Consider the following 26581-nt stretch of genomic DNA (forward strand, 5'->3'; position numbering starts at 1 on the left):
CACTGGCGGATGCCGCCGTCACTCGGCATCGAGTGGTTCGGGGGCCGCGACGAACACGCGCGAGCGACGGAGGGCCGCCATCTGCCGTCCCGGCGACACAAGGTGGACGTATGACCGAAGTCGTCCTCGACGCGGTGAACAAGGTCTACCCGGACGGTTTCCACGCCGTACGGGACGTGAGCCTGCGCGTGCCCGATGGCGAGCTGTTCGTGCTGCTCGGCCCGTCCGGCTGTGGGAAGTCCACGCTGCTGCGCATGGTCGCGGGCCTCGAAGAGATCACCTCCGGTGACCTGTGGCTGGGCGGCAAGTACGCCAATCACCTGCAGCCGCGCGAGCGCGACGTGGCGATGGTGTTTCAGAACGGCGCCCTCTACCCGCACCGCGACGTCCGGGGCAACATCTCGTTCCCGCTGGAGATCGCCAAGGACGACTCCCCGGCCTCCCACGAGCGCATCGTGGAGCTGTCGCGGGCGCTCGGCATCGAGGAGACGCTGGACCGCTCGCCCTCGACGCTGTCCGGCGGCCAGCGCCAGCGCGTCGCGATGGGCCGGGCGCTGATCCGCGAACCCGGCATCTTCCTGATGGACGAGCCCCTGTCGAACCTGGACGCGGGCCTGCGCACCGAACTCCGCATGGAGATCGGCGCCCTCGTTCACACGCTCGGGGTCACCACGCTGTACGTGACCCACGACCAGACCGAGGCGCTCACCCTCGCCGACCGGCTGGCGATCATGCGGCGGGGCGTCCTGCAGGACGTCGGCACCCCGCAGCAGGTGTACGACGATCCCGCCACCATGTTCGTGGCGGCCTTCCTGAGCGCTCCGCCGATCAACCTCTTCAAGACGGGTCTCTGGGCGGACCAGGAGGAGGGGATCATCCTCGGCCTCGGCAACCAGCGGCTGGTCCTGCCGTGGACCGACCCGCGGTCGCCGTCGCTGGTGTCGCACCACGGCAAGTACATCACGGTCGGCGTCCGCGCCGACGCCCTGCGGCCCGCGGCGGACGGCCTGATCGCGGGCCGGGTACGGGCGCTGGAGTTCCACGGCTCGGAGTGGCTCGCCTACGCGGAGGCCGGCCTGCCGCACGTCGACGCCGAGGCCCCGTACGAGAACGAGCCGGCCTGGACCAGTCCGGAACAGCGGCCCGGCGCCGGGCAGGGTGTGCTGCGCCGGCTTCTGCGGACCGCCGGCATCCTGGCCGATGAGCCCGCGCCGCAACCGGTCCAGCACGACGGTCACCACCGCCGGTCGGACGTGGTGTTCCGGCTCGAGTCACGGGCCGGCGTGTCGGCGGGCCAGGCCATCCGGCTGGCCGTCGACACCGACCGCATGCTGTTCTTCGGCGACGACGGCCGCCGCATCGACCCCGTACGCCGGTGAGCACTTCGCGGGGCGTCCCCGCCGGCGCACCGCCCCAGGGACGGCGCGCCGGTTCCGCCTCGGGCGGCGTCAGTCCCGGTTCGGCCTCGGGCGGCGTCAGTCCCGGTTCGGCGGCGGGGTGTGCATCGTCCCGGCGACGCGGTTCCACATGTTGATCTGGGCGACCTGGGCGACGAGGAACGCCGCCTCCTCCGGCTTGAACGCCTCCGTCACCGCGGTCCAGATCTCGTCGGAGACCTCCTCGGGCCCGCGGGTGGCGGCCTCGGCGTAGGCCAGCGCGACCCGCTCCTCCTCGGTGTACAGCCGCGACTCCCGCCAGGCGGGGAGCTGGATGATCCGGTTCAGGTTCTCGCCGAGTTCGAGCGCCTCGTGGGTGTGCATGTCGATGCAGAAGAGGCAGCCGTTCATCTGCGAGGCGCGGATCTTGACGAGCTCACGGATCGTGGCGCTCAGCGGCCCCCGGCGAATCGCCTGCTCCGCCTGGAGGAAGGCCTTGTAGACCTCGGGTGCCAGTTCGGCGACGTTCAAGCGCGACATCGCGTCGTCCCTTTCTCGATGGTGGTTCCTTCGTTTCCTTCACCAGGGAGACGAGACGGCACCGCCCGGTGTGACGGGAGACCGGAAAAAAATTCAGGCCGGCAGGGCGACGCGCGCCAGCTTGTCCGGATTGATCACTCGCCGGACGGCCAGGATCCGCCCATCGGCCGTGATGTCGAACGTGTCGATGGCCGCGACCGCGCCGTCCCGGAGGATCGCCAGGGCCGGCTCGCCGCCGACCTCGCAGGGGACGGCGTGACCGAACGCGTGGCGGACGCGGACGCGGTGCAGCACCTCGGCCACCCGGCGGCCGCCGACGATGAGCTTGCGCGCCGCCGAGACCTTGCCGCCGCCGTCGGTGACGTAGACGGCGTCGGGGTGCAGCAGCCGCACCAGCCGCTCCAGGTCCCCGGTCTCGTACGCCGTGCGGAACGCCGCGAGCACGCGCTCCCGCTCGGGGCCCGTCGCGCGCGGCCGCTCCCCGGCGGCGGCCACCCTGCGGCGCGCCCGGGAGGCGAGCTGCCGGCTGGCCGCGGGGCTGTTGCCGAGCACGCCCGCCACCTCGCCGAACGGCATCCCGAACACGTCGTGCAGGACGAACGCGACCCGCTCCGGCGGCGTCAGCTCCTCCATGACGAGGAGCATCGCGGTGCTCACCGACTCGTCGACCAGCACCGGTTCGGCGGCGTCCGGCCCGGTCAGCAGCGGTTCCGGCAGCCAGGGCCCGACGTAGGTCTCCCGGCGCACCCGCGCGGAGCGGAGGACGTCGTAGGACCGGCGCGCCGCGACCGTGACCAGCCACGCGCGCAGGTCCGTCACCTCGGACAGGTCGGCGGCCGCCGCGCGCAGCCAGACGTCCTGCACGACGTCCTCGGCGTCGGCGACGGTGCCGAGCAGCCGGTACGCCACCCCGAACACCGCCGGCCGGTGTTCCGCCCACTCCTCGTCGGTCACGCGCCGACGGTACCGGGCCCGGTCAGAGCAGATCGCCGAGGGGTACCGCCGGGTCGGCGAGCCCCGCGGGGTCCACCGGGCGGCCCGACCGGATGAGCGCCTGGACGTCCCCGGTGACGTCCCAGACGTTGACGTTCATGCCGCCGACGACCTTGCCGTCCGACAGCCAGAACGCGATGAACTCCAGCTCGTCGGTGTCGCCCGAGACGTACGCCGCCGGGTCGGTCCCGCGGTACACGACCTGATCGTAGGCTCCGGCCCACGCGCCGGACGCCTCCATGCCCAACTCGTACTGGTCCGTGTAGAAGTACGGGACGCGGTCGTACACAACCGGCCGGCCCAGCATCGAGCGCGCCGCGGCGGGGCCTCCGTTCAGGGCGTTCGCCCAGTGCTCGACCCGGATCCGGCGGCCCAGCAGCGGGTGGTCCGCCTTCGCGACGTCACCGGCCGCGTAGACGTCCGGGTCGGAGGTGCGCAGCGACGCGTCGACCAGGATGCCGTCGTCCACCTCCAGGCCCGACTCCTCCGCCAGCGCGGTGTTCGGCACGGCGCCCACCCCGACGATGACCACGTCGGCGGGCGTCTCCACTCCCTCGGTGGTGACGACGGACGAATCGGTGATCTTGGCGACCTCGCCCGTGACGAACGCGACGCCGTGCCTGCGGTGCAGGGCCGCGAAGACCTCCCCGAGCTCGGTGCCGAGCGACCGGCGCAGCGGCGTGGACGGCGCGATGACCCGCACCTCGTTGCCGTACGCGCGGGCGGCGGCCGCCGCCTCCAGGCCGACCCAGCCGGCGCCGACGACCGCGACGCGCCGGTCTCCGGGCTCCAGTGCCGCGCGGAGCCCCTCGGAGTCGGACGCGTCCCGTACGTAGTGGACGTGGCCGAGGTCGGCGCCGGGAACCGCCGGCCGCCGGGCGGAGGCCCCGGTGGTGAGGAGCAGCTTGGTGTAGCCGACGCGCTCCCCGTCGGCGAGCCGGACCTCCCTGGCGGCGCGGTCGAGGCCGCTCACCCGGACGCCGAGGCGGAGCTCCACGTCATTGTCGGCGTACCAGGACTCCTCGTGGACATACGCCTTGTCGAAGGGGTCCTTGCCGGACAGGAAGCCCTTGGTCAGCGGGGGCCGTTCGTACGGCCGCAGAGTCTCCTCCCCGATGAGGATCACGCGTCCGGTGAAGCCCTCCTCCCGCAGCGTCTGGGCGGCCTTCGCGCCCGCCAGGCTCGCTCCGACGATGACGTAGGTCTCGGGTTCGGGCATGGGGACCTCCACGGTCGACTCAGGGTGAGCCCCAGTATCCTCCGCGCGACCGCGCTCGGGAGGCATGGCGCGCGATGCCGGTCGGCCCGGGGAGGCGCCGTGTCGCGGGGAAGCGTCAGCCGAGGAGCTCGCGGTGCCAGGCGAGCGCGGAGGTGTCGGTGAGCGAGGCGATCTGGTCGACGACGACGCGCAGCCGCGCGCGGTCGTCGGCGGCCTCGGCGTAGAACCCGCGGAACACCGGATCGAGGACCCACGGGGCCTTCCGTCCGATCGCGTCGGCCAGCTCGGCGATGATCTCCCGCTGCCGGGCCTGCAGCGCGCCGTGGTCCGCGCGGCCCATGACGTACCGCGCCGCGACCCCCTTGAGCAGGGCGCACTCCAGCCGCCGCCCGCGCGGCACGACCAGGTCGCCCGCGTACCGCGTGAGCGGCCCGGTGCCGTACGCCTCGTGCGTGGCCCGCTCGGTCGCCCGGCAGAACCTCCCGATCAGCTCGCTCGTGAGGTTCTTCAGCGCCGCCGCCGCGCGCAGCGTGCCGTCGTAGGCGCGCGGCCAGTACGGCCGGCCTAGCAGTTCGGTGAACCGTTCCTCGAGTTCGGCGACGTCCGCGTCGCAGTACAGCCGGGCGGTCAGCTCACAGACGGCCCGGCGTTCGGCCGGGTCGGCCAGGCACTCCAGCCGGATGTGCCCGGCGTGCAGCCCGTCCTCCAGGTCGTGCGCGGAGTAGGCGACGTCGTCGGCCCAGTCCATGACCTGCGCCTCGAAGCAGAGCCGCGCGCCGCCGCGGCCCTCGCCCTCCGCGCGCGGAGCCCCGTCCCGGATCCAGCCGAAGACCTCACGGTCCTCCTCGTAGGCCCCGTACTTGGCGCCGTCGCCGGCCGGCGCGCTCCTCGGCCAGGGGTACTTCATCGCCGCGTCGAGCGCCGCGCGGGTGAGGTTCAGGCCGACGCTGCGCCCGTCCGGCGCGAACGACTTGGCCTCCAGCCGGGTCAGGAGACGCAGGCTCTGCGCGTTGCCCTCGAACCCCCCGCACGCGGCGGCGACCTCGTCGAGCACCACCTCGCCGTTGTGCCCGAACGGCGGATGGCCGAGGTCGTGCGACAGGCAGGCGACCTCGACCAGGTCGGGGTCGCAGCCGAACGCCTTCCCGAGCTCCCGGCCGATCTGCGCGCACTCCAGGGAGTGGGTGAGCCGGGTCCGCGGGCTGTGCTGGCCGCGCTGGTCGCCCGCCGCGGGCTCGACCACCTGCGTCTTGGCCGCCAGGCGGCGCAGCGCCGCGCTGTGCAGCACCCGGGCCCGGTCCCGCTCGAACGGCGTGCGGCCGCGCCGTTTCGGCGGCTCGGGCGCCCAGCGCGCCGTGTCGTGCTCGGTGTAAGCGGTCATCGGAGTTCGAGCGTATCCCGCCGGTCTTCCTTCACCCTTTAGAGTGCGGGCATGCCCGACGGACCGTACCGGCGCCGCAGCGCCCGCGTGCTCCTGCTCGACGACGCCGACCGCGTCCTGCTGCTCCGCCTCCTTCACGACCACCGCCGCCACCGGCGCGGTCACTACTGGCTCACGCCCGGAGGGGGCGTCGACGACGGCGAGGCCCTGCACGAGGCCGCGGCCCGGGAGCTGCGCGAGGAGGTCGGTCTCGTCGTCGCCCCGGAGGACCTCGGGACGCCGGTCGCGACGACGTCCGGGTACGCGGAGTTCAGCTGGGCGAAGGGCCTGTTCCGCGACGACTTCTTCCTCCACCGGGTCACCGCGCACGAGGTCGACACCGGCGGTCTCCAGCCCTACGAGGTCAAGCACTTCAGCGGGCACCGGTGGTGGACCGTGGACGAGCTGGCCGCCACCACGGAGGCGGTCTATCCCTTCGGGCTCGTGCCGCTGCTGCGGGACCTCGTCGCCGGCCGTCGCCCGGCCGAGCCCGTCCTGCTGCCCTGGCACCACTGACCCGGCCGTTCCGCGGAACGGCCGCGGCGGGTTAGGGTCCTGTTCCCCCGTCCGTATCTCCCGAGGCCCGCTCATGCTCACCACGTTCCGCGCCGCGGTCGCCGTCGTCCTGCTCGCCGGCTTCTACGTGCTCGTCGCCGCCATCACCGTCGGCACGGTCTTCCTCGACTTCTACGCGGTGAAGTACGGTCACGCGGGCGGGTTCAAGGTCGCGGCGCTGGCCACCTTCGGCGTCCTGGCGATGCTGCGCGGCGTCTTCGTCGTCGGCCGCCACAAGCACGAGGAGCAGCCCGGCGTCGCGGTGACGCCCCGCGACGAGCCGGAGCTGTGGCGCACGGTCACCGAGCTCGCCCACCAGGTCAGGACCCGCGTGCCCGACGAGATCCGCCTCGTCCCCGACGTCAACGCCGCCGTCAGCGAGAACACCCGGCTCCTGGGTCTCGTCCCCGGGCGGCGGTACATGTACATCGGCATGCCGCTCATGCTCAGCCTCGACGCCGACGAGATGCGCGCGGTGCTCTGCCACGAGCTCGGGCACTACGGCGGATCGCACACCCGCCTCGGCGGCATCACCTACCGGGGCCGTACCTCGCTGATCGGCACGATCGAACGGCTGCGCAACCACCCGATCATCCGCACGATGTTCCTGCTGTACGCGACGCTGTACCTGCGGGTGTCGCAGGCGGTGTCGCGGCGGCAGGAGCTGGAGGCCGACGCCGCCGCCGTGGCGATCTCCGGGCGGCGGCCGATGGGCGAGGCCCTGCGGAAGGTACGCGCGAGCGCGGCGGCCTGGAACTTCTACCTCGCCTCCTACTGCGCGCTGATCGGGCCCGCCCAGGCCCGCCCCGCGGACCTGTTCGCGGGGTTCTTCACGCTGCTGCGGGAGCCGAGCCGGCAGGAGGAGCTCGCCAAGGTGGTGAACGCACCCGAGGAGCGCTCGCCGTACGACTCGCACCCGAGCCTGGCCGAGCGCCTCGCGGCGATCGCGACGCTGCCGGAGCCGGCCGCCCGTCCCGACCCCCGCCCGGCGCTGGCGCTGCTCGCCGATCCGCAGCGCGCCGCGCTGGCGACGCAGGCGTCGATGCTCACCGGGGAGGCGCTGCGCCTGCCCGTCCTGGACTGGCCGCAGATCGTCGAGCGCGGCCTGTACGCCGGAGCGAACGCCGAGGCGATGAAGGACGTCTTCACCGCCGCCGCGCAGGCGGCGAACACGCCGCAGCCGACGGTCGACACGGTGCTGCGGATCCTCGCCGGAGGCGGCGCCGGTGACCTCGGCACCCGCCTCCGGATGGCGGGCTGGCAGGACGATGACACCCCCGCGCTCGTGGCGCGCGTCGTCGCCCGCGCCTTCGAGGGGCTGCTCATCCAGGCGGGCCGCGCCCGTTACGTCTTCTCCTGGTCCGAGGTCGCCCGCCTGCGCGACACCGGCGGCGCCGAGATCGACCTGACCGACCTCGTACGGCGGGCGGTCGACGATCCCGGCCAGGTCAACGCCCTGTACGAGGGCCTGCTCCGGGTGGGCATCACCCCGGCCGCCGCCCCGATGCCCGAACCGATCCCGGCCGGCGCGGCCCCCGGCGGAATGGCGCCCGGCCCCGGTCCTCTTCGCTGAGCAGCGATGATCTTCGGCGGCGTTCGCGGGTCCGGCGGTGGCCCGCCATCACGCGAAGGCCGCGCCGATGGCGTCGCCGATCTCGTTCAGCACGTCGCGCGAGACCTGGACGTCGCGGGTGAAGGACAGGAACGCGTGGGGCACTCCCCCGACCGGTCGGTGCGTCACCGGCACCCCCGCCGCGCGGAGAGCGTCCGCGTACCGGATGGCCTGGTCGCGTAGTGGGTCGAGTTCGGCGGTGACGATGAACGCGGCCGGGAGCCCGGTGAGGTCGTCCGCGCGCAGCGGGGAGACGCGGGGGTCGGCGCCCTCGTCGGGGGTGTTCAGGTAGACGCCCCAGAACCACTCGAGCCAAGGGCGCGTCAGCAGGGGGCCGGCGGCGTTGTCGTACATCGACGCGCTGTCGTCGAAACGGTCGGTCGCGGGATAGGCGAGGGCCTGGAAGGTGACGGCCGGTCCGCCGCGTCGCTTCGCCTCCTGCGTGGTGACGGCGGCGAGGTTGCCTCCTGCGCTCTCTCCGAACAGGGCGATGCGCTCCGGATCGGCGCCGAAGGTGTCCGCGTTCCGCTCGGCCCACTGCAGCGCCGCGTAGGCGTCTTCGACGGCTCCCGGGAAGCGATGCTCTGGCGCCAGGCGGTAGTCGACGGAGACGACGACGGTCTTCGACCGCGTTGCGACGACCCTGGCGTAGTGGTCCTGGCTGTCGAGGTCGCCGAACACCCAGCCGCCGCCGTGGAAGAACACCGTCACCGGAGCGGGCGAGCCCGTCGGGATCGTCTCGGGTGTGTAGATGCGGATCGGGACGTCATGGTCGCCGTTGCGGAAGGTCGTGTCGCGAACCTCGCGCACCGGGACGACGTCACCGGCGAACGAGGCGAACGCAAGGCCTGCGGCGCGGTTCTCCGCCACGGTGAGGGTGTTGGGTGCGGGCGCGGGGGTCGAGGCCAGGTCGTCGAGCACGGTCTTGATATGGGGGTCGAGGGCCATGAGCTGCGCCTTTCGCGGACACTGAAGCGATCTTGGAATGGACACTCCAACCGTAGGAAGCGCGAGATTGGAAAGTCAATTCCAATGTTCGGTAGGCTGACCCTCATGCAGACGCGCAGTGCCGGGACCCGGGCCAAGGCGGCGAGCACCGAGGGCGGCCGTCGCACGCGAGACCGCATCCTGCGCGCCGCCGCCGAGCTGATGTTCGAGCAGGGCGTCGCCGGCACGAGCATCCCCGACGTGCAACGTCGTGCTCAGGTGAGCGCCTCGCAGATCTATCACTACTTCGGCGACAAGAAGGGCCTCACGGCGGCGGTGATCGAGTACCAGAGCACCGTGAAGCTCGAACAGCAGCGGCCCCTGCTCGACCACCTCGACAGCATCGACGCATTGCGTGAATGGTGTGAGCGCGCCGCCGTCCGGCTGGACGCGGTGCACTGCGCCGGAGGGTGTGAGATCGGCTCGCTCGCGAGCGAGCTGTCGGACCTCGACCCCTCGGCCCGCCTCGGCCTGGCCACGGGATTCGCCGCGTGGCAGGCGGCGATCGAATCCGGGCTTGCCCGCATGCGCGAGCGCGGCGACCTCGGACCTGACGAGGACGTTTCGGCGCTTGCGGTCGCGCTGCTGGCCGCGATCCAAGGCGGCATGCTCCTGTCGCAGGTGAACCGAGACGCCACCCCGTACCGCCGCGCGGTCAACGTGGTCATCGACCACATCGCCGACCGCGTCGCGGCGGCTCAGGCTTCGCGGTCCGCCGATCGCTGAGAACGCACGCGTACGGCGATCGACCGAGCCTTCCGGGGGCGTCGCCGCTCAACGCCGGTCGGCTCGATGACCGCCGTACGCCATGCGCCCTCCCTGTCCCCCGAGGGACTGGGATCAGGGCCGCCAGCCGGTATCCGAGCAGGTCAAGACGGCTTCATCCGGTGAAGTTCTTGAAGATGTCGGTGAACTCGTACGTGCTCTGGCCGATCCCGCTGCAGGTCGGGGAGACGGAGCCGTTCGGGCAGCCGCCGTTGTCCCGGCCGACGGACCAGAAGCCGATGGACCCGACGTGGTTGGCCTGGGCGTAGCTCAGCACCTGGCGGGCGATGTCCTGCGTGGTGACCGGGCCGGTGTCGTTCTTACCGATCATCGGAGTGAGGCCGAGCATGCCCTTGAGCTCGGCGTCGCTCTTGCCGGGCCAGACCTGCCTCATCTGCCCGAGCGTGGAGTTCGCCGCGGCGATCAGGGCGTCGCCCCACGATCCGGAGTACCCGAAGTCCATCAGCATCGGGTTGACGGTGACGTTGAGGCCGCGGGATGCGGCGTCCTGCAGGATCTGCACCGAGAACGGGTCGACGCCGTAGTCCGAGGACTGCACGCGCAACGTGTACGTGACGGCGGTGCCGCGTTCGCTCTGCAGCTGCTTCAGGGCGGTGTTGACCTGCGCGACCGGGATGGACGCCTCGACGTCCACGTCGAGGCGGTTGCCGCCGACGGCGTCGAGCGCCTTCTTGTAGGCGGCGAGCAGCGCGGCGGAGCTCCCGCAGGTGTTCTCCAGGTACGGCCCGAGCGCGCCGCCGGTCGCGACCGTGACGTCACCGCCGACGCCCTTGAGGTCGTCGACCTCGCCGATGACGCGCGCGTCGTTCAACGGGATCGTGCCGCCCCACGACGGGTTGCACCCGGTGCTGTCGGCGAGCGCGAAGGCGAGGGTGAAGTGCTTCTGGCCCGTCGCCGTCGCCACGTCCTTCAGCGTCGGGGTGGCCATCGTGATGTCGACGTACGGCGAGAACCGGCCGCCGCCGGTGCCACCGCCCCCGCCGCCGTTGCCGTCGGTGGTGGCGCCGACCGCGGCGCTGTAGGCCGAGAGGTTCCCGGCCGCGTCCTTGGCCCGCACCGTGAAGGAGTACGACGTCGAGGCGGCCAGGCCCGACACGGTGGCGCTGGTCCCGGAGACGGTCGTGGCCAGGGACGGACCCTGGTAGACCTCATAGCCGGTCACTCCGACGTCGTCCGTCGAGGCCGTCCAGGACAGCGAGACGCTGGAGGCGCTGTGCCCGGTCACGCGGAGACCGGTGGGTGCGCTGGGCGGCTGGGTGTCCGAGCCGCCACCGCCTCCTCCGCCGCCGGTACAGGCCGCGCCGTTCAGCGTGCAGCCCGTCGGCGTGCCGGCGCCCGACGCCACGAATCCGAACGACACCGACCCGCCCGCCGGGACGGAGGCGTTGTAGTCCCGGTTCTTGAACGTGTAGTGCGACCCCGACTGAGTGAGCAGCGCGTCCCAGTAGGTGCCCACCGACGAACCCGGTGGCAGGTCGAACGCCACCGTCCAGCCGCCGGCGGCGGAGGTGCCGCCGTTCGTGATCGTGAACTGGGCCTGGTAGCCGCTCCCCCAGTCGGACGGTCTTGGCGAACGCGGCGGTGAGCGATCCGGCGGCGTGGGCGCGCCCGGCGGTCAGGGCGCCGAGCACGAGGAGACAGACGGCGAGGGTGGTCAGGGCACGCGGGTGAACACGCACGGGTCCTCCTTGCGGGCGCCCGCGCACAGGCGCGGGCGGGGTCGCGCGGTCAGTACCCTGTCGCTGGTCGTCGGGCGAGCCCCCGGAGGCTTCCGCCTGCGCCTTCACCTTCAGCGGCAGTCGGTTCGAGTAAGCCCGATGGGAACCGGAACCGTCAATACTCTTAAGAAAGTTTCTTGTCTGTTACTCCTACGCTCCGGCGGGCCGCTCGTCAGCGCCCGGACGAGGCGGCGCCAGATTCGACCGAAAGGATGATTCGGGCGGCCCGTAACCCGCCGTCTCAGTCGACGTCCCGGGCGTTGAGGTCGGGCTGCTCCGGATCGAGGTGCCAGCTGTTGACCCTCCGGGGATGGATGCGGATGACCTCGTTGCTGAAGAAGCCCGGCGCCAGGGGCGGCTCCTCGACGGCGAGGGTCTCGGCGCGGCCCCGGATCTCGACGCCACGGCCCCAGCCGGGCCTGACCGCACCCGGCTCGTCGGGCGTCATGTCGTCGACGACGAACGCCACCACCGGATTGGCCTGGACGTTGCGGTACTTCTGGCTGCCGCTCAGGTTCGGACCGCCGATGTCGATCGTGTCGTCCTCGTTGAGGCGGAAGCCGACCGGCCGCACCTGGACGGCCCCGTCGGCGGCGACGGTCGCCAGGCGGCCGAGGCCCTGCCCGGCCAGATACGCGCGTTCCCTGTCAGTGAAGATCATGCTCCGAGGCTAGAAGCTGAACCACGCTTGAGGTCAACCTCGGAGGGGTCAGGAGTCGCCGCGCCACCGGCCGATGAAGACGTACCAGAGGTAGCCGCCCGTCTCACGGACGATGTAGTGGAACTGGGTGTCCCGGCTGCCGACGGTGGGCCCGCTGCGGGTCGGCGAGGTGACCGCCTTGATCCCGTTGTCGCCGGCCATCGTCCGGGAGCGGAGCGCGTGCCAGGGGTCGGTGACGATGACGGCCGTATGCCAGCCCCGCCGCTTGTACGCCTTCCCCACGTCGATCATGCTCTGCAGGGTGTCGCTGCCGCTGCCCACCGCGACGATCCGGTCGTTCGGCACGCCGTGCCGGCTCAGCCACGCCTTGCCGGTGCCGGCCTCGGTGTAGTCGTCCCCGGGCCGGTTGCCGCCGACGGTGACGATGTGCGGGGCCACGCCCTCGCGGTAGAGCTTCAGGGCGTGCGTCAGCCGCCATTCGAGCACGGACCCGGGCCTGCCGTTGTACTGGGCCGCGCCGAGCACGATGATCGCGTCGGAGTGCCGGTGGTCGTCCTGCCGCGCGACGTACCAGACGCGGAAGCCTGCGAACAGCGGCGTCCCGATGATCAGGGCGAGCAGCAGGTAGACCACCCGCCGCACCCACCGCCAGCGGGAACGCCGGCGCGGCCGATCGCTCGCGGAGCCGTCCTCGCCCGGGCCGCCGCCGGCGGGTTCGACCCCGGCGCGCCGGTCCGCGGACTCGCGCGGCCGCTCGAGGACGCTCGTCCGGTCGTCCCGGGCCGCCTCGCCATCGCCCTGCTCGGAGCCGGCCGCCTCGTCGTCGCCCGGCTCGGGGCCGGCCGTCTCGTCGTCGCCAGGGCCCTCGCCGTCGCGGCGCCGGGTGGGCAGATCCTGTCGTGTGGGGTCCGGCCGCCACTGAGGCAGGTCGTTGCGGGTCCGCGCCGGTCCGGCCGGGACGCCCGTGGCATCCCGGCCGAACTCGACCGTCGGCTCGCCGCCGTCAGAACGCTCGGTGATCGCTCCTCCGTCTCGCACGACCCTTTAGACGCGCTCGACCGGGTCGGTGGTTCAGCGGCTGTCACTCTCCGACGACTGTATAGCCGCCCGGCCGGCCTCCAGCCGCGCGACCGGGACCCGGAACGGCGAGCAGGACACGTAGTCCAGGCCGGCCTCGTGGAAGAAGTGGACCGAGTCCGGGTCACCGCCGTGCTCGCCGCAGATGCCGAGCTTGAGGTCCGGACGGGTCCTGCGGCCCTCCTCGGCGGCCACCCGTACGAGCCGTCCGACGCCGTCCACGTCGAGGGTCTCGAACGGGGACACCCCGAAGATGCCCAGCTCCAGGTAGCGGCTGAAGAACGCCGCCTCCACGTCGTCGCGGGAGAAGCCCCAGGTCGTCTGGGTGAGGTCGTTGGTGCCGAAGGAGAAGAACTCCGCCGCCTCGGCGATCTGCCCCGCCGTGAGCGCGGCGCGCGGCAACTCGATCATGGTGCCGATCGGCGCGTCGACACCGGCCTCCCGCAGCACCTCCTCCGCCTGGTCCCGGATCAGTTCCAGCTCCTGGACCGCGACGACCAGCGGGATCATGATTTCCGGGCGCGGGTCGCGGCCGGCGGCCTTCTGCTCCGCCGCCGCCTCGGCGATCGCGCTGACCTGCATGGCGAACAGGCCCGGGATGACGACGCCGAGGCGTACGCCGCGCAGGCCGAGCATCGGGTTCTCCTCGTGCAGCCGGCGTACGGCGTCGAGGAGCCGGCACTCGTCGTCGGAGGCGTCTCCGGTGGCGACCTTGACCGACAGCTCGGTCAGGTCGGGCAGGAACTCGTGCAGCGGAGGGTCGATCAGCCGGATCGTGACCGGGCTGCCGTCCATCGCCTCGAAGATCTCGGCGAAGTCCCGCTTCTGCAGCGGCTTGAGCGCGTCGAGCGCGGCCTGCCGTTCCTTCTCGGTCTCGGCGAGGATGAGGTCCTCGACGAGCTGCCGCCGGTCGCCGAGGAACATGTGCTCGGTGCGGCACAGGCCGATCCCCTTCGCGCCGAACCGCCGGGCCCGCGCCGCGTCGGCGGCCGTGTCCGCGTTGGCGCGCACGTCGAGACGGCGGCGCGTGTCCGCGTGGGTCATGATCCGGTGGACGGATCCGACCAGTTCGTCGCCGTCCTCGACCGGCAGCGTCCCCTCGAAGTACTGCACCACCGGGGAGTCGACGACGGGGACCTCGCCGAGGTAGACGGCGCCGGAGGACCCGTCGATCGAGATGACGTCGCCCTCGGAGATCGTCACGCCGCCGGGCGCGGTGATCTTCCCGGCCCGTACGTCGACCTCGAGCTCCTCGGCTCCGCAGACGCAGGTCTTGCCCATCCCGCGCGCGACGACGGCGGCGTGCGAGGTCTTCCCGCCGCGAGAGGTGAGGATGCCGCGGGCCGCGATCATGCCGTCGAGGTCGTCGGGATTGGTCTCCCTGCGGATGAGGATGACGTCCTCGCCCCGCTCGGCCAGTTCGACGGCGCGGGCGGAGGAGAAGACGGCCTTGCCGACCGCCGCGCCCGGCGAGGCGTTCATGCCCTGGGCGATCTTCTCGGCCTTCGCGTCGTCGGCGAAGCGCGGGAACATCAGCTGGACGAGCTGGTCGCCGGTGACCCGGCTGACGGCCTCGTCCTCGTCGATGAGCCCCTGCTCGACGAGCTGGCAGGCGATGCGGAACGCCGCGGCGGCGGTCCGCTTGCCGACGCGGGTCTGCAGCATCCACAGCTTGCCGCGCTCGATGGTGAACTCGATGTCGCACAGGTCGCGGTAGTGGTTCTCCAGCGTCTCCATGATCTGCAGGAGCTCGTCGTAGGAGCGCTTGTCGATCTGCTCCAGGTCCGCCAGCGGGACGGTGTTGCGGATGCCGGCGACGACGTCCTCGCCCTGGGCGTTCTGCAGGTAGTCGCCGTAGATGCCCTGGTGGCCGCTGGCCGGGTCGCGGGTGAAGGCGACGCCGGTGCCGGAGTCCATGCCCAGGTTGCCGAAGACCATCGCGACGATGTTGACGGCGGTGCCCAGGTCGGCGGGGATGCGCTCCTGGCGGCGGTAGAGGATGGCGCGCGGGGCGTTCCAGGACTCGAACACCGCCTTGACCGCCAGGTCCATCTGCTCGCGCGGATCGGTGGGGAAGTCGCGGCCGGCGTGTTCGCGGACGATGCCCTTGAACGTCTGGACGAGGCCCTTGAAATCGGCGGCGTCCAGGTCGAGGTCGTCATCGACGCCCTTCGCGCGTTTGGCGTCCTCCAGGGCGTCCTCGAAGTGCTCGCCGTCGATACCGAGGACCGTCTTGCCGAACATCTGGATGAGCCGCCGGTAGGAGTCCCAGGCGAACCGCTCGTCCCCGGCGCGTTCGGCGAGCCCGTGCACCGACTCGTCGTTGAGCCCGACGTTGAGGACGGTCTCCATCATTCCCGGCATCGAGAATTTCGCGCCGGATCGTACGCTGACCAGCAGCGGATCGTCGGCCTGCCCGAGCCGCTTGCCCATCTGCCGCTCGAGCGCGCCGAGGTAGCGGTCGATCTCCTGGTCCAGGCCGTCCGGAACGGCTCCGTGCTCGAGGTAGTGCCGGCAGGCCTCGGTGGTGATCGTGAACCCCGGCGGTACGGGAAGCCCGAGATTCGTCATCTCCGCCAGGTTCGCGCCTTTGCCCCCCAGCAGGTCTTTCAGGTCCTTGTTGCCCTCGGTGAAGTCGAACACGTACTTCGGCATGGGAGACTCTTTTCCCTCCGGTCCACGCTGAATGCGGCGACTCTACCCAGCTCTCAGTGAAACGATCGTCACTGTCAGCGCTCACCGATCTTTGTGCAGGTCAGGCCCGGTCTAGTGGTCTATTCCAATACCGACATTCCCCCCATTCGACCCCAATAGCCCTCATGAGGGGCGCGCCGGGTGCGTAACATGCCACTGCTGCGCGATGATGTGCCGATGAGGCCTGTGACCAATCCCGGGGCTGGTGAGGCGTTCGCGCCGATCGCCGATTACGGGTTCCTGTCCGACACCGAGACCACCGCGCTGGTGGCCCCGAGCGGCAACATCGAGTGGATGTGCCTGCCGCGCATGGACTCCCCGAGCGTGTTCGGCTCGCTGCTCGACCGAGACGCCGGGTACTTCCGCGTCGGACCCGCGGGCATCGAGGTGCCCGCCGCCCGCCGCTATATCCCGGGCACGATGGTGCTGGAGACGACCTGGTGGACGCCGGGCGGCTGGCTCGTCGTGCTCGACGCCCTGCTCATGGGGCCCTGGCACCACGAGGACCAGCGGTCCCATACCCACCGCCGCGCCCCCACCGACTACGACTCCGACCACGTGCTGCTGCGCGTGATCCGCTGCGAGAACGGCCAGGCGCAGGTCCGCCTCGACTGCATGCCGATCTTCGACTACGGCCGGCAGAGCGCCAAGTGGGAGCACACCGGCGTCGGCTACCACGAGGCCGTGGCGAAGGGCAACGGCCTCGAACTGCGGCTCACCAGCGACCTGAACATCGGGTTCGAGGGCTCGCTCGCCACCGCCCGTACGCTCATCAAGGAGGGCGAGACCCGCTTCGTCGCGCTGTCGTGGAGCGAGCACCGGCCGCCACAGACGCCCGCCGAGGCCCAGGAGCGGCTCACCTGGACCGTCCACCACTGGCAGCACTGGCTCGACCGCGGCCGGTTCCCCGACCACCCCTGGCGCGCCCACCTGCAGCGCAGCGCGCTCACGCTCAAGGGCCTGACGTACGCGCCGACGGGCGCGGTCGCCGCGGCCGCCACCACCTCCCTGCCGGAGACCCCGGGCGGCGACCGCAACTGGGACTACCGCTACACCTGGATCCGCGACTCGACGATGGCCCTGTGGGCCTTCTACACCCTCGGCTTCGACTGGGAGGCCAACGACTTCTTCCACTTCATCACCGACGTGGCCGAGGCCGCCAACGGGCACCTGCAGATCATGTACGGCGTCGACGGCCGCGCGGAGCTGGAGGAGTCCACGCTCGACCACCTCCACGGCTACGACGGGGCCCGGCCGGTGCGCATCGGCAACGGCGCCTACACCCAGGCGCAGCACGACGTCTGGGGCGCGATCATCGGCTCCATCTACCTGTACGTCCGCAAGCGCGACCGGCTCGACGACCGGCTGTGGGGGATCATCGTCAAGCAGGTCGAGGCCGCCCTGCAGCACTGGCGCAACCCCGACCGGGGGATGTGGGAGGTACGCGGCGAGCCGCAGCACTTCACCTCGTCCAAGCTCTTCTGCTGGCTCGCCGCGCACCGCGGCTCCCAGCTCGCCCACATCCGCGGTGACGGGGAGCGGGCCGAGCGCTGGCGGGCGGCCGCGGAGGAGATCCGCGCCGACGTCCTCGAGAACGCCGTCGACGAGCGCGGGGTCTTCGTCCAGCACTACGGCACCAAGGCGCTCGACGCGTCCGTGCTGCTCATCCCCATGCTGGGCTTCCTGCCCCCGGACGACAAGCGCGTCCGCGAGACGGTCTTCGCGATCGCCGACGAGCTGACCCAGGACGACCTCGTGCTGCGGTACCGCACGACGGACACCGACGACGGGTTCGACTCCGAGGAGGGGACGTTCACGATCTGCTCGTTCTGGCTGGTGTCCTCGCTGGTGCTGATCGGCGAGTTGGAGCGTGCCAAGACCCTGTGCGAGAAGCTGCTGTCGTACGCCAGCCCGCTCCAGCTCTACGCCGAGGAGATCGACGCGCACAGCGGACGGCACCTGGGCAACTTCCCGCAGGCGTTCACCCACCTGGCGCTGATCAACGCGGTGATGAGCGTGATCCGCGCCGAGGAGGAGCTGCGCGAGGTCCCGCGGATCTGACAAAACATCGAACATAACAGACATAGCAAATATCGAGAAAGATCTGAGTTGCGGCCATAAGCGGGCATTGACCGATACGACGGCGAACCCTACCGTTCAGTAACGGCCCCGCCAGGCCCCGCGCGAACCCGGTGCCGGTTCCCCTCTCCCGGCACCGGGTCACGCCGAACCCGACCCGCCTCCCCTCACGAGGGAAACGGCCGGCGCCGCCGCGAAGCTCCCCGCCGGCGGCCCCCGATTCCTGCGCCTTCACCGGTGTTCGCGTACTCGAACACGCCGCGTCCGCCGAACGTTGCGGACACCTATCGAAGTCCCACCGCCCGCCGCACAGGCGACCGAAGACGTTACCGCCGTCGTTGACGGCGAATCCGGCTTTTCGCACACCGCCGGACAGGCCACACCGACGGCAACCAGTCACCAGCGACGGCAAAGCGCCGGCGTGACGGGAGTCTGATCAAGAGGCATCCGAGCCGGGGGAATCGGCAGCCCTAGATCCTGACGCAGACATCGTAATGTCGGACGCACGCTCATACCGTTACTCGTCCCAACCTCCGGCACCGCCGAGCTGCTCGATTCGCTCTGACGACAGGCCGGTCAACTTCGCGACGCTGGACGACAGGGAGCCGTCCAGTACCTTCATCGACTCGATCATTCCCTGGCGGATCTCCTCTCGCCGCTGCTCCAGGTACGCCCTGGGCGGCCTCAGTGACGAAGTCTTTCTTGGTCATGCCGAGGAAATGCGCAGCCTGCGAGATCAACTCATCAGTCGCGGGATCCACCTTCAATGGCGCCTGGCGCTTGTGACCACGTCCACCGCTTACCTGCAAGACGGAGGCACCTAAGTACCTGGAGTCACAAGCAGGTGGAGAGTAGATCGTCACGTTATAGCCCTACCGGACGTCACCGCGTCGGCGGATGCGTCGCGGTCACCGACGATGGCCCACACCGTCCTGCCGCCCTCCTCGTGCAGCCTCCAGCCCCAGCCATCCGCGCGGGACTTCACGACTGGGAGGCGCCGGCCCTCCGTCCGGTCGGCGGCCCGCCTCTGACACGCAGGCGAGGTCTCGGTGCTGTCCCACACCTCGATCAGTACCGCGCCGTCTTGGCGTGACAGGGTGATGTCGACGGCGTCGCTGACCTCCATCGCGTTCTCGACGAGTTCGACCGCGACCAGGCGCGCGTTCTCGCCCCTCCTAGGCGTCTCCCAGTCTGCGAGCGCCATCTCCACCAGCAGAACCGCCTGGTCGATGGCCACCGGATGCGGCGGAAGCGGGAGCCAGTACACGCGGTACTCCGGCTGCCGCGCCGTCTTATCGTCGGCGTTCGTCATGACTGCCACTGCGCCCTCCTGGGTCCTTCTCATCGCCGGCTCGGCCGTACGCCCGTTCCAGCGATACTCGACTTGACCGAATCGCATGACCAATCTCACACGCGCGATTACGGTTAGCTACCAACCGCGTCCGACCGCGGCGTAACCCAGAAACCGATCAACGAAACCTCGACACGGCTCACCCCCCGGAGGCCGGCCATGGTGGCACAGCGCGACCCGTACGAGTCCCCCACGATCCGCGCCTTCGCGGCCGAACTGGAGGCCTGGCGCAGCGAAGCCGGCCTGTCCAAGGTCGAGTTCGCCGAGACGCTCGGCTACACGCCACAGCTGATCAGTCAGCTCGAAGCCGCCAAGAACATCCCCTCGAAGAAGTTCGCCGAGGACACCGACACGTTCTTCAAGACCAAAGGCGTATTCGTCCGGCTATGGAAGCTGGTCAACGACACCCGCCACCTCGCCGCTCTACCGCCCGGCTTCCCCGAGTTCGTCGAGCGAGAGACTAAGGCCGATGCGATACGGGTCTTCGGACTCCTGCTGGTCACCGGCCTACTTCAGACCGAGGAGTACGCGCGGGAGATCCTGCTGACCGTCCAGCAGCCGGACGTCGTCGACCGGTTCATCGCGTCGCGCATGGAACGCCAGGCGATCCTCGCCCGCGACAAGCCGCCCCGCCTGTGGGCGACGTTCGACGAGAGAGCCCTGCGTTGCATGGTCGGCGGCCCCGAGATCATGCGCGGCCAACTCGAACACCTACTGGAGGCGTCCAAGCGCCCCAACATCATGATCGAGGTCGTGCCGATCAGCGCGGGCGCCTACGCCGGACTGGAGGGTGACGTGACCCTGCTGAGTTTCGATGGAAGGCCCGACATCGCGTACACCGAGGCGGCCGGTCGTGGGCAGGTCGTGGAAGACCCCTCCGGGGTCACGGACTTCCACGTAAGGTACGACTTGATCAGGGGCCATGCCCTACCGGTGGCGGAGTCCCGGACGTTGATCGAGTCGATCATGGAGAGCCTATGAACACCCCCGACCTGTCGGCGGCACATTGGCGCAAGAGCAGCCGCAGCGGCGGCAGCGGCGGCCAGTGCGTCGAGATCGCCGTACTGGCCGCTCCCGGCGACCACCGGGCTGAATGACTCCGCATCAGACCTTGACGTGAGGAGCCCCTGTCCATTCCTGGACAGGGGCTCCTCACGTTCGGCGACCCGGGACGCGAACCGGACCGGTCGCGTCCCGGCCGCTACAGGTCAGCAGCCGAGGAGGCGGGTGGCGAGGAACGCCTCGACCTGGTCGAGGCCGATGCGCTCCTGGGCCATGGAGTCGCGCTCCCGGATGGTCACCGCGTTGTCCTCAAGGGTGTCGAAGTCGACGGTGACGCAGTACGGGGTGCCGATCTCGTCCTGGCGGCGGTAGCGACGGCCGATCGCGCCGGCGTCGTCGAAATCGACGTTCCAGTTGCGGCGCAGCTGCGCGGCGAGGTCCCTGGCCTTCGGCGACAGGTCGGCGTTGCGCGACAGCGGCAGCACCGCGACCTTGACCGGCGCGAGCCGGTGATCGAGGCGCATGACGACGCGCTTCTCCATCTTGCCCTTGGCGTTCGGCGCCTCGTCCTCGGTGTAGGCGTCCATCATGAACGTCAGCACGCACCGGTCGACGCCGGCCGCCGGCTCGATGACGAACGGGACGTACCGCTGCTCCTTCTCCTGGTCGTAGTACGACAGGTCCTGACCGGAGTGCTTGGCGTGCGTGGACAGGTCGAAGTTCGTCCGGTTCGCGATGCCCTCCAGCTCACCCCACTCGCTGCCCTGGAAGTTGAAGCGGTACTCCACGTCCACGGTCCGCTTGGAGTAGTGGGACAGCTTCTCCTTGGGGTGCTCGTAGAGCCGGAGGTTGTCCTTGGAGATGCCGAGGTCGACGTACCACTGGAGACGCGTGTCGATCCAGTACTGGTGCCACTCCTCGTCCGTGCCCGGCTCGACGAAGAACTCCATCTCCATCTGCTCGAACTCGCGCGTACGGAAGATGAAGTTGCCCGGGGTGATCTCATTCCGGAACGACTTGCCGATCTGGCCGATGCCGAACGGCGGCTTGCGCCGGGCCGCCTGCTGCACGGCGGCGTAGTTGATGAAGATGCCCTGCGCGGTCTCCGGCCGCAGGTACGCCAGGCCGGACTCGTCCTCGACCGGGCCGAGGTAGGTCTTCAGCAGACCGTTGAACATCCGCGGCTCGGTGAACGCGCCGCGCGTGCCGCAGTTGGGGCAGACGAGGTCGGCCAGGCCGTTCTCCGGTACCCTGCCGTGCTTCTCCTCGTACGCCTCGGTGAGGTGGTCGGCGCGGTAGCGCTTGTGGCAGGACTGGCACTCGGTCAGCGGGTCGACGAACTCCTTGACGTGGCCGCTCGCCTCCCAGACCTCACGGGCGAGGATCACGCAGGAGTCGAGGCCGACGACGTCGTCGCGACCCTGCACCATGGACTTCCACCACTGGCGCTTGACGTTGTTCTTCAGCTCGACGCCGAGCGGGCCGTAGTCCCAGGATGCGCGGAGTCCGCCGTAGATCTCGCTCGACGGGAAGACCAGGCCTCGGCGCTTGCTGAGGCTGACGATGGTCTCCATCACTTCGGAACGACGAGCCATGAGTGATCTCCATCCGGCTGGCGGTCGGCGGGTTCTCCGCGTAGATGAGGTACGGCACCTGCGGCCGACCTGCGAGCCTGGCCACGGCGCCCGGTATCAGCTTAGCGACAGGATCGTGAGCCCCGCGCTCCAATACACCGCCACGCCGCCCGGCGATGACGCCCGCCCTTGCAGCGGACGCCGTCTGCACGGCCTGAGGCCGCGACGCCTCGCCACTGACAGCTCTTGGTCTTCTTACATCTGATACGCCTGAATCATGTCGAAAGCCCACACCTGCCCGCTGCCACTACCAACACCGGCAACGCCTCATCGATAACCGAATGCGACTGAAGTTCTAAATATCCGGCCTATGAGTCAAACCAATCGACCTCTTAGCCGTGGCAGCGTTATCAATCTCCGTGCCGGCATACTTGTCTGCGACCTGGTAAATAGCCTCCCGGAAGCTAATGAGACCATTCGCCGCAGCATTCAATCTTTCGATCGCCTCCCGTCGATTCCCTTCGTATCCCGACTCCCCCACTCGCGCCGCTTCACCAGCGACTCCCAATGCATTGAAAGGAAGCCATGCGGCATCAATGTGACTCGTCGCCTCAACCCATATGTTAACGGCATCATTGATTCGGCCTCCGCACTCTCTGAGTGTCGAAACCTGATGCTTCACGTGCGATTTACTGATTGTACTCACCGATCCCATCAAGGTAGCTACTTCAAATTGTCTAGGAGCTCCCGAGCAACACGGTTCGCCGTCTCATGAATCCTCCCTCTGGACAAGGAAGGAGAATTCATGGCATCACATGTAAGCCACACAGTACTGTAATCATCGCGGAGTACTACCGTGAGTGACGTTCCCGGGTCGGCGTACCAACATGCCTCTGGCGCGTTGACTGAAACCTTCTCACACTTCTTGCCCGTAGTGAAAGTCCGATAATAGATTCTTGCACCTAGATATGGGTCTCCGCTAGCAGTGTGCATCAGGTCGACATGTGCACCGACCTTGATGGTGCCCTGCTTCCGATGCTGATCGTTCAATCCACTATTGGCCCATTCACATTCTACGACGGTCGACGAATCATGAGGCTCAGGACCGTTCGTTTGCTTGCCCCACTTCAACCCGACCAGCTCATCAGAAAGGCTAGCGCTGATCAGGCTGCAGGGTTCAGGAATTCTCGCCCTGGTGGACACAAAACCAGCAGAATTCGAGGCGCCACGCCCGGTATCCCCCTCGCCAGAACACCCTGAAATTAGGGCAAGAAGACTGAGTCCACTCAGCAAGGCACCCTTATGTTGGGACTTCAATGTGTCGTGTCTTTCTCTAGCGCGGATCAAATTCCCACTTACGCATATCAGTCATACCGGCTGGCACCGGAGCCACTCCCTGAATCTGGAGGATTTGCCCACGGAGTTCAACCATCTTGGCCTGTTTAGCAGACAGACTGTGCTGAATGGCCTGTCGCCGCGCGTTCATTCCCGACATGAAGGTTTCTAGAACAGAGATGACCTCCTCCCTTTGCTTATCCGGATCCAGAGGAGTAACATCTTTGAGCGCTGAACCGATCGCAAGGACCGCTTCGTTGTAGCCATCCGCTGCCGTATTGTAGAGATCCACGACCGCATTGCCGACCTCGAAGAGCGTCTCTCGATTCCCGTCAGCAACGCCGGTCACATCATCCATCAGATCGAAGAAAATCTCGGCAGCATCTCCATCCCAATAGATGTCCAGACCCTTATAGGCACTCTTGAGGATCTTTGACGAACTCCCAATACGCTCAGATGCCATATACCACTTCTGTGCAACGTCCAATATGGCCGCGCCGTTCGGTTTCAGCTTTCGAGCAACCTCTATCTGCTCTTTCACCTCATTCGCCTTGAAGACCATACCTGCGATGTTGATCAGGTCACTCGCCGCAGTGCTGGGGAACTGCTGCAATCCCCTAGCCGAAGCGGATCTGGAAGCACCAGCCTTTCCCCCACCTGACTTACCCGCCATGTTGGGCAGCCCCTTATCTATACAGATGGCTTGAATCCGCCAACTCCTTGAACTTCTGATCTCTGAAGCGCTTCACCCGGGACTGGCCCGCTTTGATTGCCGCTAGGACACAATGTCCGACCAGGGAGGCATCAACAGATCGCAGACCCTCGGGGCTCAGGTCGATCTTGACTAGGTCGCCGTTGCCGTTCACGAACACGAAACCGAGATTCGAATCGATTTCTTGCTTGATCCCAAGTCGACTAAATGATCTCTGCAGCGCTCGGAGTTGCTGAGCATACTGCTCTACGGCATCCACGGTAACCTGTGTTCGACGCTCGACCTCTTCTATTCCCGCCAAGCGCGCCTGAGCCTCAGCACTAATGGGTGCATTCGCCCTACCGGGACTCGTCACGAGATCATTCGCCTTCGATTGATTCGCCTGATGGACGCATATATCGCCACCGCCGTCAGGATCGCCACGATCCCAACTCCGATGGAAATCAAAATGATAGCGCTTCGCGTACCGGTGCGAGCAGTTTGCGGAAGCCTGTGACCACTTCGACCGTTGCTAGGTTGGCGCGACCCCTCAACGGGTGGCTTAGCAATACGGTCCAATGCCGCGAATACCGGGTTCGGGGCATCTTGGGGCACTCTGTCAACGAGAGCATGATAAGGGCGAATAAGACCGTATCCTGTCTTATCATCCCGGCCTGGAGTTCCAACGTCGCGAGCCGTCCCTATTATTCGCTGCACGACCTCGCGTGCGGGCATATCAGGATATTTGGACCGGACAAGCGCTGCGACGCCGGCGGTAAGTGCAGATGCGCCACTCGTCCCTTCCAAATTCGGGATGAAGGCGCCGTTCTTTCCGATGGATCCGACCCTGACTCCAGGAGCGGCCACGGCAACGTAGGGTGCCGGTTGCGAGTCCACCCAGGGATCGAATCTGTAATCCACCCCGCCTACCGCCATGAAACCAGGGCAGAGCGCCGGCTCAGCGTTCATTACTCCGATACTTGCATCATTCCCGGCTGCGGCGGTAAGAATAATGTTCTTTCGAATAGCCCGAGATATGGCGCGTTGAAGATCTGTTCCACAACCGCCTGCAGCAGGTGGACTCGCCAACCCTTGGGAAACGTTGATGACGTCCGCACCTCGCTCGATCGCATAATCGATCGCCGGCGCTAGGTCCTCTACTCCTGAGTGGATGCTCAGGACCTTGGCCTCAGGCGCGATACCCACCATGCCGACACCAGTGCCTTGACCGGCGATTAGGGCGGCCATCGCGGTCCCGTGCCCGAACTTCTTATCGTAATCAACAAGGCCGTTGCCCTTGGGACCGATGATGTTGGTGCCGGGTAGCACTGCCCCCCGTAGGTCCGGAAGGGTGGCATTGACTCCCGTGTCGATCAGCGCAACGGTTACGCCCCGACCTTTAGTGATCGGCCACACCTTTTTCTGGATGTCCCAGGTCCCGAACCACCACTCTTCTTCACGTGGGCTGGGAGTGGCGTTCGCCCCGGTCATTGTCGCCGCCGAAAGCATCAACACAGCCGCCGAGAGCGCGCAGGCCCTCTTTACCCACATCGAAGAGGCCCCCGACGCGCGAGACGGATCCCTCTGCCGTTGTCCCGTGGAGTCACTCGTCGATGATCCAAGGAGAAGCGTTGGCCGCAGGGTCGACGTCAGATTCTTCGCTGAAGAGCGCACCGGTGTTCTCGCCCGTTTCTTCGTCTACAAGGTCCAGCAGATCTTGCAGCTCATCGAGGCTCAGCACCTCATCATCGCTTCGTTCACGTTCGCCGAGACGGTTACGGGCGTCCCCGATCAGCCCTCCGAAGGTCACCTCATCACCGACCCAGACATCCGGATTTTCAGAGAGCCATGTCGTTCGCTCGCGCGTCCTGTCCCTGCTCCGCTCCGATCCCGAAGCGAGCGGCATCTGGGTGCCGTTGAGTCGTTCGCCGCCGTAAACCCCACGTGCCTGCGCTGCGCCTGGGCGCTCGCCGACAACTCCTGCGCCGCCCAAGGGGGTCAGTCCTGGCTTGATCCCGCTACCTACTGGTCCGCCTGGCCCAGAGTGGCCGAATCCGAACTCGCCTGCGCTGGTGGACTGGCTGAAGGGACCCCCGCCCGGTCCGAGCACGCCTCTGCCAAGGCCATATCCATTCGTAGCCCCCCCGATCGGGCCTGGAGATCCCACCACTGGCGGACTACCGGCCAAGTCAGTGCTTCCCGGGTCCAGTCCAGAGGATGGCGCACTAGGAGGAGCCCCGCCGTGGTTGCCGGGTGCCCCAGGAAGTGGTCTACTGCCGTGGAAACGCGACGGATGACCAGCGTGGATCTTGCCGTTGAGGGTCGGTTTCCCGCCTTCGCCCGTTTGCTCTCTGCCAGTAGCGCCTGCGGTCGGCGAGCCGGCATCTGGCTGGTCGGGAACGCGGTCAGATGGATTGGCGAGCCCAGGCAGATCCTTCTTGATCTGAGGGGGCATGCCGTCCCAGGTCTGAGCGATGCGCTCATTGAGGTTCTTCATGACCTGGTCGGCCGCGGCCGTGGCGGTGGGTGACTTGGTGTTCTTCGGCCACTTGACGTTCCGGTACATCGGAAGGATGGAGCCGCCGTACCACTGGAGCGTCTTGGCGCTCTCGTTGCTGCGGATGACGACTTCCTCGGCCGTCGTGTGGAGACGGCGCAGTGTCTCTTGGGCGTTGTCCGCCGCCGGGCCACTCCAGTAGTCGGCCAAGACCTTCGCGGCGTCGTACAAGGCGGTCTGAAGGTCGTTGAGCGCGGCGCCCAGGTCGTCAAATGCCCCGGCGGCAGTGGTGATCTTCCCGGGCTGTGTCGCGGTGATCAAATTCTTGACGGCGTCCGCGTCGCCGTAAGAACCTGCGCCCTGCGGTCGTCCACCGGTCTTGATCACATACGTGTGATGCTCGACAGCCATGGC

22 protein-coding genes and 1 pseudogene are annotated in these 26581 nt (G+C 68.5%); 7 read left to right on the forward strand and 16 right to left on the reverse strand.

Translation table 11 applies throughout. From position 1 onward, the window contains the following. Nucleotides 1-110 precede the first annotated feature (110 nt). Complete coding sequence (locus tag NE235_RS15200) at nucleotides 111-1379, forward strand: ABC transporter ATP-binding protein (RefSeq protein WP_252803192.1); 1269 nt, start codon at nucleotides 111-113, stop codon at nucleotides 1377-1379. 96 nt (nucleotides 1380-1475) lie between these two features. Here the strand turns inward: NE235_RS15200 and NE235_RS15205 are convergent, their stop codons facing one another. From NE235_RS15205 to NE235_RS15220, 4 genes are all read right to left on the reverse strand, one after another. Beyond that, the gene (locus NE235_RS15205; RefSeq protein WP_252803194.1) at nucleotides 1476-1916 is read right to left on the reverse strand and encodes a carboxymuconolactone decarboxylase family protein; all 441 of its coding nucleotides are present in this window, start codon (nucleotides 1914-1916) and stop codon (nucleotides 1476-1478) included. A 93-nt stretch (nucleotides 1917-2009) separates the two neighbouring features. Continuing rightward, nucleotides 2010-2870, reverse strand: a complete 861-nt coding sequence (gene sigJ / locus NE235_RS15210; protein WP_252803196.1) for an RNA polymerase sigma factor SigJ — start codon at nucleotides 2868-2870, stop codon at nucleotides 2010-2012. 22 nt (nucleotides 2871-2892) lie between these two features. After that, complete coding sequence (locus NE235_RS15215) at nucleotides 2893-4128, reverse strand: NAD(P)/FAD-dependent oxidoreductase (RefSeq protein WP_252803198.1); 1236 nt, start codon at nucleotides 4126-4128, stop codon at nucleotides 2893-2895. Nucleotides 4129-4243: 115 nt separating this feature from the next. Further along, nucleotides 4244-5509, reverse strand: a complete 1266-nt coding sequence (locus NE235_RS15220; RefSeq protein ID WP_252803201.1) for a deoxyguanosinetriphosphate triphosphohydrolase — start codon at nucleotides 5507-5509, stop codon at nucleotides 4244-4246. A gap of 51 nt (nucleotides 5510-5560) precedes the next feature. Between NE235_RS15220 and NE235_RS15225 the strand changes: the two genes are divergently transcribed. Together NE235_RS15225 and NE235_RS15230 are read left to right on the forward strand one after the other, a co-directional pair. Then, complete coding sequence (locus NE235_RS15225) at nucleotides 5561-6064, forward strand: NUDIX hydrolase (protein ID WP_252803203.1); 504 nt, start codon at nucleotides 5561-5563, stop codon at nucleotides 6062-6064. A gap of 73 nt (nucleotides 6065-6137) precedes the next feature. Continuing rightward, the gene (locus NE235_RS15230; RefSeq protein ID WP_252803204.1) at nucleotides 6138-7676 is read left to right on the forward strand and encodes a M48 family metallopeptidase; all 1539 of its coding nucleotides are present in this window, start codon (nucleotides 6138-6140) and stop codon (nucleotides 7674-7676) included. 48 nt (nucleotides 7677-7724) lie between these two features. Here NE235_RS15230 and NE235_RS15235 read toward each other — a convergent pair whose 3' ends face one another. After that, a complete protein-coding gene (locus NE235_RS15235; protein ID WP_252803206.1) occupies nucleotides 7725-8663 on the reverse strand; it encodes an alpha/beta hydrolase in 939 nt (312 codons plus the stop codon). Nucleotides 8664-8768: 105 nt separating this feature from the next. Here NE235_RS15235 and NE235_RS15240 point away from each other — a divergent pair, with 105 nt between their 5' ends. Then, nucleotides 8769-9428: a TetR/AcrR family transcriptional regulator gene (locus NE235_RS15240; protein WP_252803208.1), complete on the forward strand. Its 660-nt coding sequence runs from the start codon at nucleotides 8769-8771 to the stop codon at nucleotides 9426-9428. A 154-nt stretch (nucleotides 9429-9582) separates the two neighbouring features. On the opposite strand, the gene NE235_RS15245 is transcribed toward NE235_RS15240, so the two are convergent. From NE235_RS15245 to ppdK, 5 genes and pseudogenes are all read right to left on the reverse strand, one after another. Further along, a complete protein-coding gene (locus tag NE235_RS15245; RefSeq protein WP_406567590.1) occupies nucleotides 9583-10713 on the reverse strand; it encodes a fibronectin type III domain-containing protein in 1131 nt (376 codons plus the stop codon). 78 nt (nucleotides 10714-10791) lie between these two features. Continuing rightward, nucleotides 10792-11037 (reverse strand): annotated as a pseudogene (locus tag NE235_RS37380) (cellulose binding domain-containing protein); the annotation flags it as partial. 410 nt (nucleotides 11038-11447) lie between these two features. Beyond that, nucleotides 11448-11867 carry a PPOX class F420-dependent oxidoreductase gene (locus tag NE235_RS15250; protein ID WP_252803211.1) on the reverse strand — a complete coding sequence of 140 codons (420 nt, stop codon included), beginning with the start codon at nucleotides 11865-11867 and terminating at the stop codon, nucleotides 11448-11450. A 48-nt stretch (nucleotides 11868-11915) separates the two neighbouring features. Beyond that, the gene (locus NE235_RS38175) at nucleotides 11916-12905 is read right to left on the reverse strand and encodes a YdcF family protein (RefSeq protein ID WP_252803213.1); all 990 of its coding nucleotides are present in this window, start codon (nucleotides 12903-12905) and stop codon (nucleotides 11916-11918) included. A gap of 33 nt (nucleotides 12906-12938) precedes the next feature. Beyond that, entirely contained in the window at nucleotides 12939-15599 is a 2661-nt protein-coding gene (gene ppdK / locus NE235_RS15260; protein ID WP_252803215.1) for a pyruvate, phosphate dikinase, read from the reverse strand. Nucleotides 15600-15815: 216 nt separating this feature from the next. Between ppdK and NE235_RS15265 the strand changes: the two genes are divergently transcribed. After that, entirely contained in the window at nucleotides 15816-17699 is a 1884-nt protein-coding gene (locus NE235_RS15265) for a glycoside hydrolase family 15 protein (RefSeq protein WP_252803217.1), read from the forward strand. 877 nt (nucleotides 17700-18576) lie between these two features. Here NE235_RS15265 and NE235_RS15270 read toward each other — a convergent pair. Then, the gene (locus tag NE235_RS15270) at nucleotides 18577-19038 is read right to left on the reverse strand and encodes an ATP-binding protein (protein WP_252803219.1); all 462 of its coding nucleotides are present in this window, start codon (nucleotides 19036-19038) and stop codon (nucleotides 18577-18579) included. A gap of 189 nt (nucleotides 19039-19227) precedes the next feature. Between NE235_RS15270 and NE235_RS15275 the strand changes: the two genes are divergently transcribed. Both NE235_RS15275 and NE235_RS15280 read left to right on the forward strand, forming a co-directional pair. After that, entirely contained in the window at nucleotides 19228-20049 is an 822-nt protein-coding gene (locus NE235_RS15275; protein WP_252803222.1) for a helix-turn-helix domain-containing protein, read from the forward strand. Beyond that, the gene (locus tag NE235_RS15280) at nucleotides 20046-20165 is read left to right on the forward strand and encodes a DUF397 domain-containing protein (RefSeq protein ID WP_252803224.1); all 120 of its coding nucleotides are present in this window, start codon (nucleotides 20046-20048) and stop codon (nucleotides 20163-20165) included. Before NE235_RS15275 ends, NE235_RS15280 begins: the two co-directional genes overlap by 4 nt. 111 nt (nucleotides 20166-20276) lie before the next feature. Here the strand turns inward: NE235_RS15280 and NE235_RS15285 are convergent, their stop codons facing one another. From NE235_RS15285 to NE235_RS15300, 5 genes are all read right to left on the reverse strand, one after another. Then, nucleotides 20277-21665: a glycine--tRNA ligase gene (locus tag NE235_RS15285; RefSeq protein ID WP_252803226.1), complete on the reverse strand. Its 1389-nt coding sequence runs from the start codon at nucleotides 21663-21665 to the stop codon at nucleotides 20277-20279. Nucleotides 21666-22977: 1312 nt separating this feature from the next. Next, entirely contained in the window at nucleotides 22978-23592 is a 615-nt protein-coding gene (locus NE235_RS15290; protein WP_252803228.1) for a WXG100 family type VII secretion target, read from the reverse strand. Between the two features lie 73 nt (nucleotides 23593-23665). After that, on the reverse strand, nucleotides 23666-24046 hold the full coding sequence (locus tag NE235_RS38685) for a YbaB/EbfC family nucleoid-associated protein (protein ID WP_406567582.1): 381 nt from the start codon (nucleotides 24044-24046) through the stop codon (nucleotides 23666-23668). Continuing rightward, nucleotides 24043-25161, reverse strand: coding sequence for a S8 family serine peptidase (locus NE235_RS15295; protein WP_252803230.1), 1119 nt, complete (start codon nucleotides 25159-25161; stop codon nucleotides 24043-24045). Before NE235_RS15295 ends, NE235_RS38685 begins: the two co-directional genes overlap by 4 nt. A 112-nt stretch (nucleotides 25162-25273) precedes the next feature. Beyond that, nucleotides 25274-26578 (reverse strand): WXG100 family type VII secretion target, encoded by a 1305-nt coding sequence (locus NE235_RS15300; RefSeq protein WP_252803232.1) that lies wholly within the window; start codon nucleotides 26576-26578, stop codon nucleotides 25274-25276. Between the last annotated feature and the right edge of the window lie 3 nt (nucleotides 26579-26581).

It is taken from the genome of Actinoallomurus spadix (assembly GCF_024055725.1).
Taxonomy (GTDB): domain Bacteria; phylum Actinomycetota; class Actinomycetes; order Streptosporangiales; family Streptosporangiaceae; genus Actinoallomurus; species Actinoallomurus spadix.

Bases quoted from the DNA above. Each gene is read 5' to 3' on its own strand.
- NE235_RS15240 (WP_252803208.1), top strand. From the start codon at position 8,769: ATGCAGACGCGCAGTGCCGGGACCCGGGCCAAGGCGGCGAGCACCGAG.
- NE235_RS15275 (WP_252803222.1), top strand. From the start codon at position 19,228: ATGGTGGCACAGCGCGACCCGTACGAGTCCCCCACGATCCGCGCCTTC.
- NE235_RS15215 (WP_252803198.1), bottom strand. From the start codon at position 4,128: ATGCCCGAACCCGAGACCTACGTCATCGTCGGAGCGAGCCTGGCGGGC.
- NE235_RS15295 (WP_252803230.1), bottom strand. From the start codon at position 25,161: ATGACCGGGGCGAACGCCACTCCCAGCCCACGTGAAGAAGAGTGGTGG.
- ppdK (WP_252803215.1), bottom strand. From the start codon at position 15,599: ATGCCGAAGTACGTGTTCGACTTCACCGAGGGCAACAAGGACCTGAAA.
- NE235_RS15280 (WP_252803224.1), top strand. From the start codon at position 20,046: ATGAACACCCCCGACCTGTCGGCGGCACATTGGCGCAAGAGCAGCCGC.
- NE235_RS15265 (WP_252803217.1), top strand. From the start codon at position 15,816: ATGAGGCCTGTGACCAATCCCGGGGCTGGTGAGGCGTTCGCGCCGATC.
- NE235_RS15220 (WP_252803201.1), bottom strand. From the start codon at position 5,509: ATGACCGCTTACACCGAGCACGACACGGCGCGCTGGGCGCCCGAGCCG.
- NE235_RS15250 (WP_252803211.1), bottom strand. From the start codon at position 11,867: ATGATCTTCACTGACAGGGAACGCGCGTATCTGGCCGGGCAGGGCCTC.
- NE235_RS15300 (WP_252803232.1), bottom strand. From the start codon at position 26,578: ATGGCTGTCGAGCATCACACGTATGTGATCAAGACCGGTGGACGACCG.
- NE235_RS15285 (WP_252803226.1), bottom strand. From the start codon at position 21,665: ATGGCTCGTCGTTCCGAAGTGATGGAGACCATCGTCAGCCTCAGCAAG.
- NE235_RS15225 (WP_252803203.1), top strand. From the start codon at position 5,561: ATGCCCGACGGACCGTACCGGCGCCGCAGCGCCCGCGTGCTCCTGCTC.
- NE235_RS15205 (WP_252803194.1), bottom strand. From the start codon at position 1,916: ATGTCGCGCTTGAACGTCGCCGAACTGGCACCCGAGGTCTACAAGGCC.
- NE235_RS15235 (WP_252803206.1), bottom strand. From the start codon at position 8,663: ATGGCCCTCGACCCCCATATCAAGACCGTGCTCGACGACCTGGCCTCG.
- NE235_RS15200 (WP_252803192.1), top strand. From the start codon at position 111: ATGACCGAAGTCGTCCTCGACGCGGTGAACAAGGTCTACCCGGACGGT.
- NE235_RS15230 (WP_252803204.1), top strand. From the start codon at position 6,138: ATGCTCACCACGTTCCGCGCCGCGGTCGCCGTCGTCCTGCTCGCCGGC.